At 65.8% G+C, this 17,475-nt stretch carries 13 protein-coding genes and 6 pseudogenes; 10 read left to right on the top strand and 9 right to left on the bottom strand.

Features of this window, described 5'->3' with window-relative positions:
• Together ACFQ79_RS36605 and ACFQ79_RS36600 are read left to right on the top strand one after the other, a co-directional pair.
• A partial coding sequence (locus tag ACFQ79_RS36605) for a transposase family protein (RefSeq protein ID WP_383591614.1) occupies positions 1–498 on the top strand: 498 nt, incomplete at its 5' end.
• Positions 499–869: 371 nt separating this feature from the next.
• On the top strand, positions 870–1,214 hold the full coding sequence (locus ACFQ79_RS36600) for a transposase (RefSeq protein WP_383591612.1): 345 nt from the start codon (positions 870–872) through the stop codon (positions 1,212–1,214).
• On the opposite strand, the pseudogene ACFQ79_RS36595 reads toward ACFQ79_RS36600, so the two are convergent.
• From ACFQ79_RS36595 to ACFQ79_RS36575, 5 genes and pseudogenes are all read right to left on the bottom strand, one after another.
• Positions 1,204–2,158: pseudogene (locus ACFQ79_RS36595) on the bottom strand (IS110 family transposase); the annotation flags it as partial. The gene ACFQ79_RS36600 and the pseudogene ACFQ79_RS36595 overlap by 11 nt on opposite strands.
• 105 nt (positions 2,159–2,263) lie before the next feature.
• Positions 2,264–2,419, bottom strand: a complete 156-nt coding sequence (locus ACFQ79_RS36590; RefSeq protein WP_383591609.1) for a hypothetical protein — start codon at positions 2,417–2,419, stop codon at positions 2,264–2,266.
• A 307-nt stretch (positions 2,420–2,726) separates the two neighbouring features.
• A complete protein-coding gene (locus ACFQ79_RS36585; RefSeq protein WP_383591606.1) occupies positions 2,727–3,074 on the bottom strand; it encodes a hypothetical protein in 348 nt (115 codons plus the stop codon).
• A gap of 777 nt (positions 3,075–3,851) precedes the next feature.
• Positions 3,852–4,163, bottom strand: a complete 312-nt coding sequence (gene mihF / locus ACFQ79_RS36580) for an integration host factor, actinobacterial type (protein WP_383591620.1) — start codon at positions 4,161–4,163, stop codon at positions 3,852–3,854.
• 167 nt (positions 4,164–4,330) lie between these two features.
• Positions 4,331–5,788, bottom strand: coding sequence for an NF041680 family putative transposase (locus ACFQ79_RS36575; RefSeq protein ID WP_383591603.1), 1,458 nt, complete (start codon positions 5,786–5,788; stop codon positions 4,331–4,333).
• Between the two features lie 1,907 nt (positions 5,789–7,695).
• Here ACFQ79_RS36575 and ACFQ79_RS36570 point away from each other — a divergent pair.
• Genes ACFQ79_RS36570 through ACFQ79_RS36555 form a run of 4 tightly spaced genes read left to right on the top strand, consistent with a single transcriptional unit; the run spans position 7,696 to position 9,305 of the window.
• Positions 7,696–8,100: an STAS domain-containing protein gene (locus ACFQ79_RS36570; protein ID WP_383591600.1), complete on the top strand. Its 405-nt coding sequence runs from the start codon at positions 7,696–7,698 to the stop codon at positions 8,098–8,100.
• A gap of 15 nt (positions 8,101–8,115) precedes the next feature.
• The gene (locus tag ACFQ79_RS36565; protein WP_383591597.1) at positions 8,116–8,472 is read left to right on the top strand and encodes a helix-turn-helix domain-containing protein; all 357 of its coding nucleotides are present in this window, start codon (positions 8,116–8,118) and stop codon (positions 8,470–8,472) included.
• A gap of 12 nt (positions 8,473–8,484) precedes the next feature.
• Complete coding sequence (locus tag ACFQ79_RS36560) at positions 8,485–8,751, top strand: winged helix-turn-helix domain-containing protein (protein ID WP_383591594.1); 267 nt, start codon at positions 8,485–8,487, stop codon at positions 8,749–8,751.
• On the top strand, positions 8,637–9,305 hold the full coding sequence (locus tag ACFQ79_RS36555; RefSeq protein ID WP_383591617.1) for a transposase: 669 nt from the start codon (positions 8,637–8,639) through the stop codon (positions 9,303–9,305). Before ACFQ79_RS36560 ends, ACFQ79_RS36555 begins: the two co-directional genes overlap by 115 nt.
• On the opposite strand, the pseudogene ACFQ79_RS36550 reads toward ACFQ79_RS36555, so the two are convergent.
• Positions 9,286–10,517, bottom strand: a pseudogene (locus ACFQ79_RS36550) (IS256 family transposase). The gene ACFQ79_RS36555 and the pseudogene ACFQ79_RS36550 sit on opposite strands and share 20 nt — an antisense overlap.
• Before the next feature lie 291 nt (positions 10,518–10,808).
• Positions 10,809–11,310: pseudogene (locus ACFQ79_RS36545) on the bottom strand (transposase family protein); the annotation flags it as partial.
• 120 nt (positions 11,311–11,430) lie between these two features.
• Here ACFQ79_RS36545 and ACFQ79_RS36540 point away from each other — a divergent pair.
• Positions 11,431–13,038, top strand: a complete 1,608-nt coding sequence (locus tag ACFQ79_RS36540; RefSeq protein ID WP_383591591.1) for an ISL3 family transposase — start codon at positions 11,431–11,433, stop codon at positions 13,036–13,038.
• Positions 13,039–13,089: 51 nt separating this feature from the next.
• On the opposite strand, the pseudogene ACFQ79_RS36535 reads toward ACFQ79_RS36540, so the two are convergent.
• Positions 13,090–13,335 (bottom strand): annotated as a pseudogene (locus tag ACFQ79_RS36535) (transposase family protein); the annotation flags it as partial.
• Positions 13,336–13,468: 133 nt separating this feature from the next.
• Here ACFQ79_RS36535 and ACFQ79_RS36530 point away from each other — a divergent pair.
• From ACFQ79_RS36530 to ACFQ79_RS36520, 3 genes and pseudogenes are all read left to right on the top strand, one after another.
• A pseudogene (locus ACFQ79_RS36530) lies at positions 13,469–14,314 on the top strand (IS630 family transposase); the annotation flags it as partial.
• 536 nt (positions 14,315–14,850) lie between these two features.
• On the top strand, positions 14,851–15,390 hold the full coding sequence (locus ACFQ79_RS36525; protein ID WP_383591588.1) for a hypothetical protein: 540 nt from the start codon (positions 14,851–14,853) through the stop codon (positions 15,388–15,390).
• A gap of 137 nt (positions 15,391–15,527) precedes the next feature.
• Positions 15,528–17,273 carry a S8 family serine peptidase gene (locus ACFQ79_RS36520; protein WP_383591585.1) on the top strand — a complete coding sequence of 582 codons (1,746 nt, stop codon included), beginning with the start codon at positions 15,528–15,530 and terminating at the stop codon, positions 17,271–17,273.
• Between the two features lie 119 nt (positions 17,274–17,392).
• Here the strand turns inward: ACFQ79_RS36520 and ACFQ79_RS36515 are convergent.
• Positions 17,393–17,475, bottom strand: a pseudogene (locus ACFQ79_RS36515) (IS5/IS1182 family transposase); the annotation flags it as partial.

Below are 17,475 nucleotides of genomic sequence, written 5' to 3'. Positions count from 1 at the left end.
GAGGCCCTCACCGGCCCCGGTGAGGGCGACCACGTCATCGTTGACGGCACCCTGATTCCCACCGGCCGCATCGCCGCCGACGAGCCGTACTGCTCACAAAAGCACCGCAAGCACGGCATGAACGTGCAGGTCACCGCCCGGACCGGCACGCCGCTCTGGTTCTCCCGCGCGGCACCCGGCCGCACCCACGACCCGACCGCGGCCCGCGCCCACGGCACCGTCCAGGCCTGCCTCACCCGGCAGATCCCCGTCCTCGCCGACCGCGCCTGCCAGGGCGCCGGCGCCACCGTCCGCACCCCGTACTACCGTCACCGCGAACAACCCGAGCACTACCAGCAGTTCAACCGTGAACACGCCCGGCTGAGAGCTCCGGGCGAACGCACCTTCGCCCAGTTGAAGCCCTGGCGGCTACTACGGCGAGCCCGATGCTCCACCCGCCGCATCGGCACCATCGTCCAAGCCGTCCACACCCTGCTGACCTGCAGCTATGCAGGATGAAAGAAGCTCAGTGATCTCCTCGTACCTCAGCCCACGCGGCTGGCCCGTACACCACTTCAACTTGGTGCTGCTCGTGGACGTGTCCGCCCTGGTCAGAGGTTTGGGATCGACTTTGCACAAGCAGTGCTCCATTCTCACGGAGTTCGTAGACGTACTTGCGGCTCCTGCCAGTCGCACTACGATCTTGCCATGTAGTGGGCTTGTTCTCGCCAATGAGCCTGATCGAAACAGTCATGAACTGAATCTAGTCCACATCACCGATTTGATCTGCAGGATTCAGCGGCAACGGAGTGATACCAGTGACAGCTCGCGTGAGCATGCTGAGCCGCAAAGAACTGCAGAGCTAGGGTCCGTCTTCAAACGGTCGTTCGATGATGGATCATGATCTCGTGATTGGTTGTACTGAACTGTCCGATGTCGAGTGGGAGTTGCTGGCTCCGCTGATACCGAGTGCAGTCAGAGGCCGGCCTCACGCGGAGGACCGCAGGGTCATTAACGGGAGCGTCTGCAAGATCCGGACCGGGGTTTCCTGGTGTGACCTGCCGGTATGCCGTCGACGGAGTGTTCACCCGGGTCTGCAGCAGATCCATGCCCAGGCTGATGCGGCTGGTGACATCGACTGGCTGGTCCAGATCGACTCCACCATCATCCGCGCCCACCAGCACGCCGCTGCCACGGGGCGAAAAGGTGCCTCTATGGCTTTCGTCAAGTCGTAGCCGGTGTGGGTGGCTGGTAGAAGGTGCCGTCGCGGAGCATGGCGAACAAGACGTCGATGCGGCGTCGGGCGAGTGCGATGAGGGCGGCGATGTGGTGTTTGCCCTCGCGGCGTTTGCGGTCGTAGTAGGCGCGTGACTCGGGCTGGGAGAGCGAGGCGAACGCGGCGAGGTAGAAGGCTCTCTTGAGCTGTTTGTTGCCGCGCCGGGAAGGGTGTTCGCCGCGGATGGAGGAGCCGGAACTGCGGGTTACGGGTGCGAGGCCGGCGTAGGCGGCGAGATGGCCGGAGGTGGCGAAGCCGCTGCCGTCTCCGACGTCGATGAGGATGCGGGCCGCGGTCCTGATCCCGATGCCGGGCATCGAGATCAGGACCTGGGAAAGAGGGTGGGCCTCCAGGAGTTCCTCGATCCGTGCGGCGAGGAGTTTGCGCGGGTCGAGCACGGACTGGAGCGAGCTGGCGAGGCTGGGAACGATCAGCGCCGCAGCATCGGTTCCGGGAACCACCACGGTCTGTTCGTCAAGTGCGGCGAAGATGTCTTCGACCAGCCGCTCTGCCATCCGCGGCGCCTTGGGACGTATCAGGGTCACCAGGCGACGGCGTCCGGCTTTGCGGATCTGAGCCGGGGAGCCGAACTGGTCCAGCAGTTTGAGCACGGCCGGGTGCTGGATCCGCGGGCAGGACACGTTCCAGGGAAGGGCGGATCTGGGTGAGGAGGCCGCGGAGCCGGTTGGCGATCCGGGTGGGCTCGCCTGCCAGGTCGTCGTCGAACCCGGCGATCATCGCGAGCTCGGCAACCGTCTTGTCCGCGGGATCGATCGTCCGCAGGGTGTGGGGCATCGCTCTGGCAGCATCCGCGATGATGAACGCGTCACGGGCATCGGTTTTCGCCTCACCGGGATAGAGGTCGGCGATCCGCCGCATCGTGAGTCCGGTCAGGTAGGCAACCTACCTGCATTGGTTCCGCTCCCGCAGATCCGCTGGGAGATCCGCGACGACACCCACGAAGCCTTGCTCACCCTGGGATGCGTGCTCAGCTGCTGGCGACGCCTGTCATCGCCGACCCAGGCCCTCACCTTTTCGCAGTAGCCATTCGCGGACCGAACGAGCGCGGTCGAAGAGCCGCCTGATCCGCATCCCCACTTTGCGTGAGCTCACCGCCGACAGCAGGGTGAAGTCGTCGGGAATCACATCCAGCAGGCTCAGCACACGGTCTCCCGTACCCAGGGCGGTCAGTAGTTCCCACCGCACGCGACGTGGAACGTCCGGGCGGTGGGACAGGCTGGGTCACAGGGCCGGCCACAGCTAGTGGGCGCCGCGTTGGCTCGCACCCAGGCCGGGTCCAACCGCTGGCTCAGGCCGAGGTCACCCGCCCGTTCCTCTAGCCTGAACAGCGAGGCCTAATCGATGACCTTCACCTCGCGAGGCAGCGGCCGTTTCGCAGTCTATTACCCCATGCTGCCCAACAGCACCCCCGCCAGGCAGCCGACCCAGAAGAGTATTTCCGTTAGGAGTTCTAAGACTCCGGATTGGGCTCCATGTAGCCCCAGTTAACGTATGCTTCGAGCTTGCCTGGGCATTGAGTTGCGACATGATCGTTGTGGACGTTGATTGCGTCGGCGGCTCCTCCCAAGACTCTCAGCCGATTGATTGCGGACTGGAATGCACTGAGGAGGCTTGGCGTGATGGTGTCGTAGTTTGTTGCAGTTCCGCCGACCAAGCCGCAGACCGCGTACCAGTTCTGGTTTCCGGAAGAACTTCCGTTGGCGGCAGTGCGGATGCCTTCTCCTCGCCCTTGGAAGATATAGCCGTGTGAACAAACGAGATGGCTGTAGGCTATGTCGGCCCATCCGTTGACATCCATATGATGGTTCTGGATGGTCCGAACTGAGTTATCGCAGTCGGCGTGATTGGTTCGTGCAACCTTAGTTCCACCCGTGTGATGGATTGTTACTCCTCCATTACCCGGGGTGATGCTGCGGTTGACGAATAGCGGTGCTCGGGCAGCCCACTGGGCTCGGGGAACAAATATGGGCATCAACGCACCGATTCGGTCAGGGCGCAGTCCACTGTGGCGTTAAGTGGTTCGCTGCCTTGCTTGGTGGCCCCCCGTGCGTAGAGGGCGGCCGGATGATTTGGCCGGGTCACCAGCATTTCATTGGGTGTTGCGGCATGGCTTGCTGTCGGTGGAGTGGCAGCTGCGACCACTACCGATCCAAGAGCCCCAACTGCTACCCTCAGAAAACCTCGGCGAGGTGATATGTTCGGCAAATCTTCATCCCTTTCTCGGCTCTTCGCAACTTCAGTAGTGCGACAAAACTGGAAATGCCGAGTTCGAATTCCAACCCAGGGGCTATTCTTATGGATCCGGGATAATCCGACTCGGTGCTTCTGGGGGTTGATGGGCGACTCTTGGAGGTAGTTCCACTGCCGGCTGCCGGTGAGCTCGCAAGCGGCCTGGCTCCCGAGAAATTCCACCCGCGAGTTCTTCGGCTACCTCATGAGTTGGGGCACCGGACAGCGTGGGGTGTGTTGCATCGCAAGGCGGGTTACCATCCTCGGATGGGAAATGCTCGGCTGATCCACTAAGGCTGTCAGCGCCGTGGCAGATGTCGTGCCGCGCAGCATTTCAGAACAGTATTTAAGGAGAGGCGAGAAGGGCGAGAAGTCGCTCCTTCTGGCGAGGCCCGATGCCTGCTACCCGTCGGCTCTCGGCAATGCCCGCCTGGCGTATCAGCTGTAGAGATCGAGCTGGACCAATGCCCGGTAGCGCCTCCAGTAGACGTCGCGCTCGGATCCGGCCAACCACGTCATCCTTGCGCTCTAACATCTCCGCCAGGCTGATTCGGCTCTGGCTGAGGTCGTTGAGCAGCCGCGCTCTTTCACGCCGAAGTGCTACGGCCCTTTGAGATGCATCAGACCGATCGGAAGAGGTCAACAATGGTATTGGCATATCTTGAAACCCCTCGGGAGGATCGCCGTTCCATTCACTCTGCCGCACTGTGCCGTCGTCGGACCAGAGGGATCAGTACTCCAGGGGAGTCACTCGAGGCGTCGAGGCGTCGAGGCGTCGACCCAGAATGATCACGCCCACGGCGGGCAGGACAACTAGCTTGATCTTTAGCCTGTGCGACGTGGGCGAGGAGTTGTGGACTTCTTAGCCTTCGGTTTCGCAGCGTCTGTTTTGCGGACTGTGTGGATGTCGTGGCGTGGGGTCGGCCGGGTGTTCTTGCGTCCCGGGGGTCGTCCTGGGCCGGGGTGCGAGGATTTCGGTGCCCGGGCTGGACAGGCGGCCTTGGGGCGGATGTGCCGGAAGTCGCGACGGACTCGTGCGGGGGTGAGTCCGTCGGGCGGGCTGGGTGTCTCCCACGGCCGCCGGAGGTCTGCTGCCAGCGGGCGGGCGAGCCGTAGCTGGGTGAACGCTGCGATGATCAGCCAGGTCCAGCGGTCGGCGGCTTCGGGGGTACGGATCTTCGGGCAGGTCCAGCCCAGGGTCTGCTTGAACAGGCGGAAGGTGTGCTCGATGTCGAAGCGCCGCAGGAATGCCTGCCAGAGCAGGTCGATGCCGGCGGGGGTGGCGTCGGTGCCCGGCCACCACAGCCATACCGGCTTCGGTGTCGCGCCGCTGGGCAGGTGCTCGGCCTGCAGGCGGATCACGGTCCCCTCGATCACCGGCAGGGCGCCCAGCTGGGCGGTCCAGGCCGAGCGGTGTGTCAGTCTCGGGTGGAGCCGGTCCCAGGCCCGGGCGGTGGCGGTGCCGTGGAGACGGGTTGCGGTCACCGTCTGCGCGTCCGGGGTGTTCCAGGTGGCCGGGTCACCGAAGACGAACTCGCCGCCATGGCGAGGCGGACGGCCTCGGACGCCGGGCTCACGGGGCGGCACTGCTCGGCGCAGGACGCGGTCCGAGCGCATCCGGCCCAGCACCTGCACCGGCAGATCCTTCAGCAGGAAGGCCAGGCGGGGCACGTCGTATCCCGCGTCCACCACGATCAGGATCTGCGGGTCACCGTCCTTCCACTGCCCGGCCTCGATCAGCCGCCCGACCAGCTCGCGCATCTGCCGGGCGGTGACCGTGGCGGCGTCGTCGCCCGGTGCCAGGCGCAGGGCGTCCAGCGGCGCGGTCCAGGAACTGCGGCCGGTCTCCAGCGCGCGGATCATCGAGTAGGGCCAGCCGGGAACGGGAATGTGCTGGTCCTTGCCGCGTCCGTAGGTGTGGCACAGGATCCGCTGCGGTGAGGTGTGGGCACTGGGCCGCAGCCAGCAGGTGATGTCGGCGGCCAGGGCCAGCCGGCCGTCCGCCGCCCGCGGCAGCGACACCGTCGCCAGGGCTCGCCGAAGCCGGGCGACATCGGCCCGGCCCGCGGCCAGAGCGTCGTAGAGCCCGCCGTGCCCGCGACGGTGTTCGCCCACCAGCGACAGTTCCACCAGCGACCGGACCGGACCGCCGGCGCACAACACCGCGTCCGCGAGCTCGAACAGTGCGTCCGCACGCCTGGCCAGACAGGAGTGGAACTCACCCCGGAAGCCTGACAGTCCCGCAAACGGATCCTGCCGGACAGCATGATGCGACAGACTCATCCCCACGGCCTTCGTGCTGAGCTTGTGTGTTCCTTGGTCGGATCACATGCTCAGCCGAAGGCCGCCTGCGCGTATGGCAGTTACCAGTCCGAGTGATCAAGTACGAGGGCTCGTTCGGACTCAATGGTTAAAGATCAAGCTAGATGGGCTCGCTCCGAGGGTGGTCCTCCACCGTGCAAGCCCCATGCCGAGTGGGGGATGGTCCTTACGGTGCGGGGCGACGCAGCCAAGATACTGCCAGCCTATTTACCCGCGCCGGCCGGTTGTTTGCGCAAGAGGCCGTTTGGGCCGGGGGAGGGGCAGGGTCTCCTACGGCGCTGGAAGAGGCCCTGCCCCCATCGCCCGCCGCTTTGCTGTCTGCATGGGCGGGCCTCTCCGGCCCGCTAGGTCAGGTGTCGGGTCGGAGAGTCTTGGGTCGGTGCAATGCTGGAAGCGTCGATACGTTGCTTCACGGAAGAGGACACCGAACGTAGTGAGGAGTTCGCCTCGGCGCTGATGGGAGCTCCTTCGGTCATCACTCTCCACGTTCCCGGCTTCCGCGGCCCTGAGTACTTTCTACTTCATTAGGCACTTCGGAGCGGTCTGGGTAGCGTCTTGCCGATCATAGGGTGAGCCAGATGAGGGTGCTGGCGAGGGTGATGGCGGTCGGGGTGCTTGTTGTAGCAGGTGGCGATGCCGCGCCGCTGCTTGAGGTGACGGGAGCCGCGTCCGAGGATGTGGCCGCCCCGGGGGCAGCCTTGTCGACGCAAGGCCGTTCACAGCGGCGTTTGCGTCCCGCGAGCTGGTCGGCGCGTTCACGGACCAGGGGGCTTCGATCCCTCGCCAGCGGAGGCGGGCCCAGAATGTGCGGGCCCGGGTATCCCTTGTCTGTGACCACGTGATCGGTCCTGGCCCGGCCACAGGACATGGATGCTGCTGATGACGGCTTCGGTCGGGGGTGCAGTTGTTGCGGCTGCCGATGGTGACCAGAAGCTTAACGGCCGGACTTGGCCGTCGCAGGCGAGGCGATCTTGCTGGTCGGTTCCCGCAGGAGCGGCCGAGTCCGCATTCCGCGAGCCCCCTTTGGCCGCGGTGTGCTGGTGGGCTGGCGCGCTTGTGGAATCGATCGCGACCAGCCGGTCCGCCCCCGCGCGCGTCCGGGCCGGGTTCAGCAGCCAGTCGAAGGTGCTGTCGCCGCCTCAGAGGGGAACCGTCCGTGGGCGGTCTGCCACGGACTGAACTGCTCAGGCAGGGCAGACCGGTATGGAACGTGAACACGATGCCCTTGATCACTTGGCTGTGATAGCGCCGCAGGCCGCGAGCTCGGCCCGCAGGCAGCCGCAACGGTGCGATTCCAGCCGCACGGCGTCAGAAATCTCCCTGTCCCTCACCATCGGACCAACAATCCGATGATCTGAAGGACAGCCCTGAGGGGTGGAATTGGCCGGCGCCATCACTCCGTAAAGGACGACCCGAATGCGTGCGGCGTAAGAGGCAGCCAGGACTGTTGGTGTTCCTGGTCTCGGGCCGCGTGCTTCATAGCGAGTGCGGTGCGGTGGACGGACTTGTGGATGGCCGTGATCACCACGTCGCCGTGGCGCAGATTCTATGGGTGAAGGAGGCAGGCAGGTCACTTCGAGCATGTCCTCGATGAGGAGGCGGGGCCACAGCTGCTGGTGCCAGCCGTCCTGCATTTGCGAGGGTCGGCGTAAGCCATGAAGTTGGTGGGTCCCCGGATGACAGATCCTTGTGCGTGATGGTGATGGGGCGCTGCTGGGCGCTTGCTGCGCGACGAAGCGGTCTCACTTCCAGCCTCCAGGCTAGGAGGTGGTGTTTGTCGGGGTCGTACCTGCGCTCATCGAGGATGATGCCGACCCAGCACCCTGACGATCTCAACGCCCGCCTCGCCACAAAGGGCACAGGCTAAAATGGACGCTTATGGGTGCCTCCTGGATACTGCAAGGGAACGAAGCGGACTGCTGGCTCACCTCGGGCCCACGGAGGCGGTTGTGAGAGCAGAGGAGCTGCTGCAGGTTCATAGCACCCGTTGTGGCGGTGCCGTCCTGCTTCGAGTCACGGGTGAGCTTGACCTGGCCACCGTCCCGCTTGTGAGGCGGGCCGCTGTTGCAGCCCTGGCCCATCGACCGCGTCGGCTGCTTCTCGATCTCACGGGTCTTGTCTTCTGTGACGGCACTGGCTTGCAGGCGCTGGAGAGACTGATCGAAGATGCCCGTGCGGCGCGGACGGACTTGCGTCTGACCGGCCTGCACCCCAATATGCACCGCACCCTCACTTGTGGACGCCGCAATTCTTTGGAGTTTGGCGGGTACTGACTTGAGCTCGTCGGGGTGAATCTTCGCGAAGCCGATGGTGGGGGCGGGTGGGTGTATCCGTTGTGTGTGAGGTATGCGGATGGGGGCGGGCTGACGCCTGCGGGGCGCCGGCGCCGGGAGACGGTACGGATGCAGGCGGCTGATCTGTTCGAGAAGCAGATCAAGCCGTCGGAGGTTGCGCTGCGGCTGCGGGTGAGCGTGAAGTCGGCTTATCGGTGGCATCAGTTGTGGCGGGACGGTGGTGTCCAGGCTCTGGTCTCCCGCGGTCCGAGTGGGTCGCGGTGCCGCCTGTCCCAGCGGTCTCTGGAGAAGCTGGCCGTGTATCTGGAGCAGGGGCCGGCTGCGCATGGCTGGGTGGGGGACCAGGTGTGAACCGCCTCAGGGGTGGCCACGCTGATCGGCCGGAAGTTCCATGTCTCCTGCAGCGTCCCGGGCGCGACCCGGTTGATGCACCGGCTGGGCTTCAGTGCGCAGGTCCCCGCCCGGCGGGTCGCTGAGCGCGATGAGCAGGCCGTCACCGTGTGGAAGGAGGCGATCTGGGCGGAGGCAAAAGGGCGGGGGCGGCCTGTGGGGGTTACGTCTGCTTCGAAGACGAGGCCGGGTTCACCCGCAGGCCGCCCCGGGGACGGACTTGGGGCCGGCGCGGGGTGACTCCGGTCGTCACCATCAGTGGCCGGCGATCGGGACGGCTCTCGGTGGCCGGGCTGATCGCGATGCGGCCTGGTTCGAGGACCCGGCTGTGTCACCGTCTGCGGAGCCACCCTGCGGGGAAGGGCACACGTCGCAGCATGGGCGAGCAGGACTTCATCGCGCTGATCGATGGCGTCCACCAGCTGGTCAGGGCGCCGGTCGTGCTGGTCTGGGACCGCCTGAACACCCACGTTTCGCGCAGGATGCGCCACCTCGTCGCCGAGCGTGAATGGCTGACAGTGTTCCTGCTGCCTGCCTGCTCACCTGATCTCAACCCCGTCGAGTGGGTATGGGCCCACGTCAAGCGCAGCCTCGCCAGCCTCGCCGTCATGGCCCTCGGCCAGCTCGAAACACTCGTCCGCAACCGCCTCAAACGCCTGCAATACCGGCCCCACACACTCGACGGCTTCATAGCGGGGACCGGCCTGACCCTCCTCGAGCAACTCTCACGGGTCTGTCCAGTAAACGGTGTAACCGGTTTGGTTGCTGATGAGGTCAGATTCGGTTGTTGGTGAGGCGTCCGTCGAAGGCGATGTCAAAGGCCTGCAGGGCCCGCTTCCAGCGGGTGGTCCAGCGTTTGCGGCCGGCGCCGGCCGGGTCGAGGGACATGACCGCGAGATACACGCACTTCAGGGCGGCGTTCCCGGAGGGGAAGTGGCCGCGGGCCTTCACGGCCCGGCGGATGCGGGCGTTGACGGACTCGATCGCGTTGGTGGTGCAGACGATCCGCCGGATCTCCGCGTCGAACTGCAAGAACGGCACGGACTCCGCCCAGGCGTTCTCCCAGAGCCGGACGATCGCCGGATACTTATGTCCCCGCTCCTCGCAGAACTCGAGGAACCGGCTGGTCGCGGCGTCCTCGGCCGGAGCCGTATAAACCGGCTTCAAGGCTTTCGCGATCTTGTCCCAGTCCTGCCGGGCGGCATAACGGAACGACGCCCGCAGCAGGTGGACGACGCAGGTCTGCACGACGGTCTTGGGCCACACCTCGCCGACCGCGTCGGGCAGGCCCTTCAACCCGTCGCAGACGAGCATCAGGACGTCCTCGACGCCGCGGTTCTTCAGCTCCGTCAGCACCCTCAGCCAGTGCTTGGCACCCTCGCCGCCGGCCCACAGGCCGAGAATGTCGCGATGGCCCTCGGCCGTGACCGCCAAGGCCATATAGACGGGCCGGTTGGCTGCCTGCCCGTCACGGATCTTCACGTTCACACAGTCGATGAAGACCACCGGATAGACGCGGTCGAGAGGACGGGCCTGCCACTCGGCCATGCCCTCCATCACTGAATCGGTGATCGTGGAGATGGTCTGCTTCGACACGTCGGCGCCACAGACCCCGGCCAGATGCGAGGAGATCCCGCCGTGGGTCAGGCCCTTCGCCGACAGCGACAGAACCATTTCGTCGACACCGGTCAGCCGGCGCTGGCGCTTCTTGACAATCTGCGGCTCGAAGGCACGTCACGGTCCCGCGGGACCTCGATCCCGACCGGGCCGACATCCGTGACGACGGTCTTGGACCGCTTGCCGTTCCTCGGGTTGCCCCCATTCTTCCCGGCAGGATCGTGCCGGCCATAGCCGAGATGACCGGTCATCTCGCCCTCGAGAGCGGACTCCAGCAACCGCTTCGTCAGCTGCTGCAGCAAACCGCCCTCACCGGTCAGCCGCAGACCATCGGCCTGAGCCCGGGACACAAGCTCCTCGATGAACCGGTCATCCACCACTGCCGGCACAGGCCCCGAACCGGACGCCTTGGCTATGTTCTCGCTGGTCACAGGTGCACTCTTCCATGATCGGAGTTACACCGTTTTTCTTACAGTCCCACTCTCACCCTGACGAGCTCAAGTCAGTAACGGGGAAAGCTGCGGGTGTTGTGTGGCCTTGTGCCTGATGGCGGCCGAGGGGCCCTTCAGACGCATGGGGAGTGCGGGATCGCTATTGACCTGAGTCGGAGATTCGTCGTTGGTTGGGTATGAGTCGCTCTGGTCCGAAGATTCCGCCATTTGTTGGTGACTGTGCCGTTTTCATCCTGAATAGCTGCAGGTCAGCAGGGTGTGGACGGCTTGGACGATGGTGCCGATGCGGCGGGTGGAGCATCGGGTTCGGCGGAGGATGCGCCAGGACTTCAGCTGTGCGAAGGCGCGTTCCCCCAGGAGCTCTCAGCCGCGCGTGTTCGCGGTTGAACTGCTGGTAGTGCTCGGGTTGTTCGCGGTGGTGGTAGCAGGGGGTGCGGACGGTGGCGTCGGCGCCCTGGTAGGCGAGATCGGCCACGGTAGGAACGCCCTGGCGCTTGCAGATCCGGATGATGCGGTGGGTGCGGGCGGCGGTCAGGTCGTGGGTGCGGCCCGGCAGGGCGGGCGAGAGCCACAGCAGCCGCCCGTCGGGATCGGTAACGGCCTGCACGTTCACGCCGTGGCGGCGGTGCTTGTGCGAGTAGTCGGCCCGGTCGCATTCGGCGAGGGTGCCGTCGAGCAGGACGAAGTCGGGTTCGTGGTCGCGCAGCGTCTTGAGCAGGCCCGGTTGTCGGCGTACACGTGAACGTGGCTCTGGCAAGAATTCCGTAGGCGGAGATCATCTCGGTGACACGGTCTGCAGCTCCACGTAGCGGGCGGCCTGTGGCTGTGCTCTCTTGAACTGGGCAGTCTGTTGCCGCAGTTGGCTGGTGTACTGGTTGTCTCGGTTGATGTCTCTGATGCCGCTGTGGTTGTAGGTGCTCGTATGAGGTCCGGTGTTCCCGCAGGATGTACGGGATGCGGCCAGCTCAGCGAGTGGTGCCACAGCCGCTATGTACGCCGCCTCGCCGACGTCACTCTCGCCGGCAGGCGGCCTGTGGGCATCGACTTGTCCGTACGACGTCTGTACTGCAAGAACGCGACGTGCCCGAAGGTGACTTTCGCCGAACAGATAGCGGGGCTGACCGTGCGCTATCAACGGCGGACACCGCAGTTGCAGCGCCTGGTGGAGGACGTCGGTGTGGTGCTGGCGGGCCGGGGCGGTGCCCGGATACTGCGGACCTTGAGCATCAGGCTCTCGCGGTGCACCGTCCTGGTTCAGCTGATGCGGGTGCCACTCCCGCCGCTGGAGACACCCCGGGTGCTGGGGGTGGACGACTTCGCGCTCTACGGCGACACCTACGGCACCCTCCTGGTCGACGCCACCACCCGCCTCCCGCTCACGCTCTGGGAAGGACGCGACGCAGAACAGCTCAGCCGCTGGCCCCGCGAGCATCCCGGTGTCGAGGTCGCCTGCCGCGATGGCTCCCTCACCTACCGGCAGGGCATTGCGGGCGGAGCCCCCGGTGCAGTGCAGGTCAGCGACCGTTTCCATCTCTGGCAGGGCCTCTCCCGCCGCGTCCAGGACATCGCCTCCGCACACTGCGGCTGCCTGCCGGCCGCACTGTCCGCGGCCAGCGAGAGCGATCCCGCACCAGCCGAGGAGACCGCCGGGAACACCGCGGAGGACACCAGGGCCGCGCGTCACGCCCGCAGGCTGTTCGAAGCAGTGCAGGCGCTGACCAGCACCGGCCGGAGCCGCAGTTCCGTGGCCCGCGAACTCGGCCTGGACCGCCGCACGGTCGGCAAATACGCCCGGGCTCGGACCTGGCAAGAGGTGATGCGCCGCCCGCCCCGCAAGCCTTCCGCCCTGGACCCCTACCTCGACTACCTGCAGCAACGCTGGGACGAGGGACAGCACAGCGCAAAGATCTTGCACGAAGAACTTCAGACCAAGGGCTACCCCGGCCACTACCAGCGCGTGAAGACGGCCATCGCACCCCTCAGACGGGGCCTGCCCCTGGACGAACCACGCGAACGCCCGCCCTCGCCACGCGAAGCCGCACGCTGGATCACCACCCACCCCCACCGTCGCAACCTTCACGTCAACGACCGGCTGCCCCGACTCCTCGGCCACTGCCCTGAACTCAGAGTCACCCACGACCTGGTCCGCCGGTTCGCCGCCATGCTCGACAATCGCGACGCGAAACCTCTCTCAGGCTGGCTGAACGACCTCGCGAACAGCGGTCTGGCCCCACTCGTGGGCCTCGCCGGAGCTCTGCGCGAAGACCGGCATGCCATCGCCCAAGGAATCACCACCCCTTACAACTCCGGCGTCAACGAACGCCGCATCACCGACGTCAAACTGCAGAAACGCCTGATGGCCGGACGCGCCAGCGTCCCGCTCCTCCGCCATCGCGTCGTTCTGATCGCCCACCTCCGCCGCCGCTACGCGGACCGGCTGGCCATGTCACCGAGATGATCTCCGGCTACGAAATTCTTGCCAGAGCCACTCCGACGAGTACGCGGACACCGGTGCACGTGCGGCGGGCAGGTTGAGGACCGCGCTGGTGTAGGCGTGGGCGGTGGACTCGCTGATGCCGAGCCCGGCGGCGGTCTTCGCTAGAGTGGTGTGTTCGCGCAGGTGCACCAGTGCCGCCATCGCGCGTTGGGACGGGCGGAGCTTGCGGCGTCGACCGCTCTCACGGGTGACGATCAGCATGGTGACCCACTCCACGAGTGCATGCGGCAGGTTGAGTGCGGCAGGATGGATGACCAACGAGGCCACCGAGCAACGTGATTGAGACGTCAGACATCTCGATCAACAGCCCGGGGGCCGCGCTCGATGCGCTTCACGGACCGTCACCCGATCGGTTGGCACATCGAAGAAGCTCACTGAAGCCCAACGGGCTGTGTTGCAGGGCTGGGTGCGTCGCCGGACGACAGCTCAGGCTCTGGCTCAGCGGTCGTGCGCCGAGGGGCACTCGATCATGGAGGTGTCCCGCCGGCTGCGGATCACCCCGGACACGGTCCGCACCTGGCGGCGTCGCTTCATCGAACGCGGACTGGACGGCTTGTCCGGCGACCCGAGGCCCGGGGTCCCGCGGGAGATCACCGACACCGATGTCGAGCGGGTCATCGTCAAGACGCTCGAGGAGACGCCGAAGAACGCGACCCACTGGTCGACCAGGTCGCTGGCCGAGGCGACGGGGGTGTCGCAGTCGGCGGTGTCACGCTTCTGGCGGCCGTTCGCCCTGACCCCGCACCGGTCACAGACGTTCAAGCTGTCGACGGATCCGTTGTTCATCGACAGGGCCCGCGACGTCGCTGGCCTCTGCCTCGACCCGCCGGAGAAGGCGCTCGTTCTCTGTGTGGACGAGAAGTCGCAGATCCAGGGTACTGGACCGGTCCCAGCCGGTTCTTCCGATGGTGCCGGGTGCTCCAGAACACCGCAGCCACGACTATGTCCGGGTCGGCACCACGACCCTGTTCTCCGCGCTCGAGGCCGCCACCGGCAAGGTCATCGGCTCTCTGCACCGCCGCCACCGGTAGCGGAGTGCAAAAGGTGGCTGTCGGCCCCACGGTTCCACCCGCACTTCACGCCGACCAGCGCGTCCCGGCTGAACCTGGTCGAACGGCGGCTCGCCGAAATCACGCAGAAGAAGCTCAAGCGCGGCGTCCACCGCTCCGTCCAGGCCCTCGAACGCGACATCCGGGCCTGGCTCACCGACTGGAACGAACACCTCAGACTGTTCGTCTGAACGAAGACAGCCGACGAGATCCTCGACAAACTCACCGCCTACTGCCGACGAATCTCTGACTCAAATCACCAGCTCGTGGGCGGCTGGAGCCGTTGCGATTACTTTCCCGCCGAGCTTGCTTCCGGCCCGGGCGGCAGTTCCGTTAGCGGACGGTGCCGCCACTGGGCAGGCGGGCGAGATGCAGTGATCAGCCGCAGATTTCCTATGCGCAGTCGACTTCTGCAGGCGGTCCAGTGCGGCCCGGGCGCCGTGAGCATCGGAGGCAGCGGTAGTGACACATCATCGGCGACAAAGGGAGAGAGCACCGATTTTTCACGATGCCAGCGTGCTCCGAGACCGCGCCCTGGCTGGATGGTCGTGTAGGCAACGGCGCATATATGACTTCTCAGTAACTTTACGATGGGGCTCAACCGCTTGGCGGTATGTCACGAAATGTGGTCATGGTTAGTTAGTGGTTTGCTGCTGCGTGTCGGCAGCCCCGCTGTCTGGTGTGCCGACGTTCCATTCCCTGGAAACTCAAGGAGGAGTTCCGCGTGTCCGTTTACACCCCCCAGCAGAGTCAACCGCAGGCCCAACAGGCCTACTACGGTCAGCAGATGTCCGCACCGTCCTTCTGGGGGATGCAACCTCAGAGCCAGCCGTTTGGCCACCAGCCTCAAGGGCGGTCGGCCCCGCAGCAGCCGTTCGAGACTCAGGGCCAGCAGCTGCCGCTTCTAGTGAGAGAGCTGTCGCTGTGCTGTTCGGCGGTGGTGATGAGCGCGGTGGTGGAGCAACTGCGTAAGGACACGCAGATTCTGATGGGAATCCAGGCGCAGGGACAGATCCCCCCGCATGCGGTCGGCCAGGTTCTGACTGAGTGCGCCCGTCGGATCGCCCCGATCATGCACACCGCGCTCATGCAGACCAGCGGTCGTGGCCAGGCAGGGCAGTCGCAGGCACATGGGCTGTTCGGCTCGTTCCCTGGAATCCAGCTGCCACAGAGCCAGGCCGGTCAGTTCCACGGGCCTGCGCATGGTCAGGGCATGTCCGGGATTCAGCCCCAGTACGGGCAGCTGCCCGTACTGGGCATGTGAGACATAGCCGGGCGGGCCGTCTCTGGTGAGCGGCTCGCCCGGCCCGGCGGGGGCAGTCAGGCTGACGTTCGACAGACGTTTGCAGTGCAGCGTATGTGGCGGGTCACGAACTTACTCTTTGAGGCGGCGGTTGGGCGATGAGTGAGCAGGGCGGCGACATGAAGCCGGACAGCAATGACCGGATGATGGGGCTTGAGGGGCCGGATGGAGTACAGCCCGGCAGACCGGGTGGGCAGCTCCGGCCAGAGGCGCCAGCAGATGCCCAGCCTTGGGGCCGGCAGGCAAGGCGAGGCCGGTATCTTGTGGCCCCCCGGCCGCTGGGATTGCCGGGCAGCAAGGCGCCGCCGATCGAGGCTTCAGCACTGCTCACTCTGCTGGAAGAGGACCCCGAGGTTGAGCCAGTGGCACACGTCTGGCCGTCCCGCTCGCGGGGGCTGGGGGCGTTCGCCGAGGCGCGTCCAGCCTGCCCTCCGGTAGTAGTGGTGCTGATGTCCGAGGGACGGGCCCGGGCGCTGGCGGCCAATCCGCAGGTGATCGTGGAGATCGACCAACCTCTATCCTATACCCCCACGCAGGTCTTCGGCTCCCTGGGCATGACTGCAACTGGGGCGGATCCGGCGCTCGCCATCCCGCTGTCAGAACCGCGCCGGCTGGGAGTGCTAGTCAAGGGCAGCGACGGCGAGATGCTGCCCGGTGCACATGTATGGGCCATCGGAACTGGCGCCACCACCCATGCCGTCGCCAGCCGCGACGGCCGTGCGGAGCTTGCCCTGGCTGCGGACACCCCGGCCACTCTGAAAGCCCTCTACGTCCGCCCGGCGAGCGGCTATTGGCCACTGCACCTGGAGAATCCCTGCCTGACCATTGACGGTGAGGAGGTTACTGTGGAGCTCAGAGCGCTGGCCGACACTTTCGAGGGCTTCCCTGACCGGCCTGCGACCAGCTGGGGGGTGCAGGCGATGCGCCTGCACCAGATTCCGCCCACGTACCGAGGCCACGGGATCAAGATTGCCCTACTCGATTCCGGCGCAGACATCACCCATCCCGATCTCAAAGACACCGTCCGCACGGGCTACGACTTCACACGCCTCGGTGGAGAGGATTCCACGGGACACGGCACCTGGTGCGCTGGGATCATCGCAGCGGCGGACAACCGCATTGGGATCACGGGCATTGCAGCTGAAGCCGAAGTGCACGCGTTGAAGCTGTTCCCCGGCGGGCATGTCAGCGACCTGCTGGAAGCCGTCGACTACTGCATCACTCACCGCATTGATATCGCGCAGGTCAACCTCGCTTACCCCGCTCCTTCCCAGCTGGCCGCCTGGAAGCTCCTCGACGCACACGCAGCCGGCATCGCTATTGTGGCCCCTGCTGGTGACACTGCAGGTCCCCTCACCCACCCCGCTGCTCTGCCCCACGTCCTTGCCGTCGGCGCCCTCACACACGTTGCTCACCCGGCAGACCGCCCTCACACCTTCCTGCAGCCCCGGTGGGCCGGTCTCTGTCCCGCTCCATTCACTGCGGCAGGACCCGGAGTGGACCTAGCCGCACCAGGCGTCGCGGCTATCACCACCGCTGCAGGCGGCGGCTATACCACCGCCGGCGGAAGCGCAATCGCCGCTGCCCATGCCACCGGACTCGCTGCCCTCCTGCTCGCCCACCACGATCAGCTACGCACCCAAGCGATGCGCCGCACCCCCGTCCGGACTAGCCAGCTCTACAACCTGCTGCGTACAGCCTGCCAGCTGGTTCCGGGAGCAGACCCAGCCTGTACTGGTGCTGGCATCGCGGACGCTCCCACCGCGCTGGGTATGGCTACCGCCTGGCAATATGGTCGGTCCGCTGAGCAGCGAGGCATCGCTGCTAGCTTCCCACAGTCCTGATGATCGGCAGGCATCGCGTCCTGCCTTCACATGCTCCGTACCCGGCGTGGCTGCCTCCGTCGCACCGGGTACGGGACGACCCTCCAAACAAGGGGCTGTCGCACGTTACTGAGCTTCTTTCATCCTGCATAGCTGCAGATCAGCAGGGTGTGGACGGCTTGGACGATGGTGCCGATGCGGCGGGTGGAGCATCTGGCTCGCC

The sequence above is a fragment of the Streptomyces sp. NPDC056480 genome, assembly GCF_042795405.1.
Classification (GTDB): Bacteria; Actinomycetota; Actinomycetes; order Streptomycetales; family Streptomycetaceae; genus Streptomyces.
Note: the sequence above shows the minus strand (reverse complement) of the source record. Positions and strands in the feature narration are given on the sequence as shown.

Coding starts and splice junctions, on each gene's coding strand:
- ACFQ79_RS36600 (WP_383591612.1), top strand. CDS start 870: ATGATGGATCATGATCTCGTGATTGGTTGTACTGAACTGTCCGATGTC.
- ACFQ79_RS36585 (WP_383591606.1), bottom strand. CDS start 3,074: ATGGATGTCAACGGATGGGCCGACATAGCCTACAGCCATCTCGTTTGT.
- mihF (WP_383591620.1), bottom strand. CDS start 4,163: ATGCCAATACCATTGTTGACCTCTTCCGATCGGTCTGATGCATCTCAA.
- ACFQ79_RS36575 (WP_383591603.1), bottom strand. CDS start 5,788: ATGAGTCTGTCGCATCATGCTGTCCGGCAGGATCCGTTTGCGGGACTG.
- ACFQ79_RS36570 (WP_383591600.1), top strand. CDS start 7,696: ATGGACGCTTATGGGTGCCTCCTGGATACTGCAAGGGAACGAAGCGGA.
- ACFQ79_RS36520 (WP_383591585.1), top strand. CDS start 15,528: ATGAGTGAGCAGGGCGGCGACATGAAGCCGGACAGCAATGACCGGATG.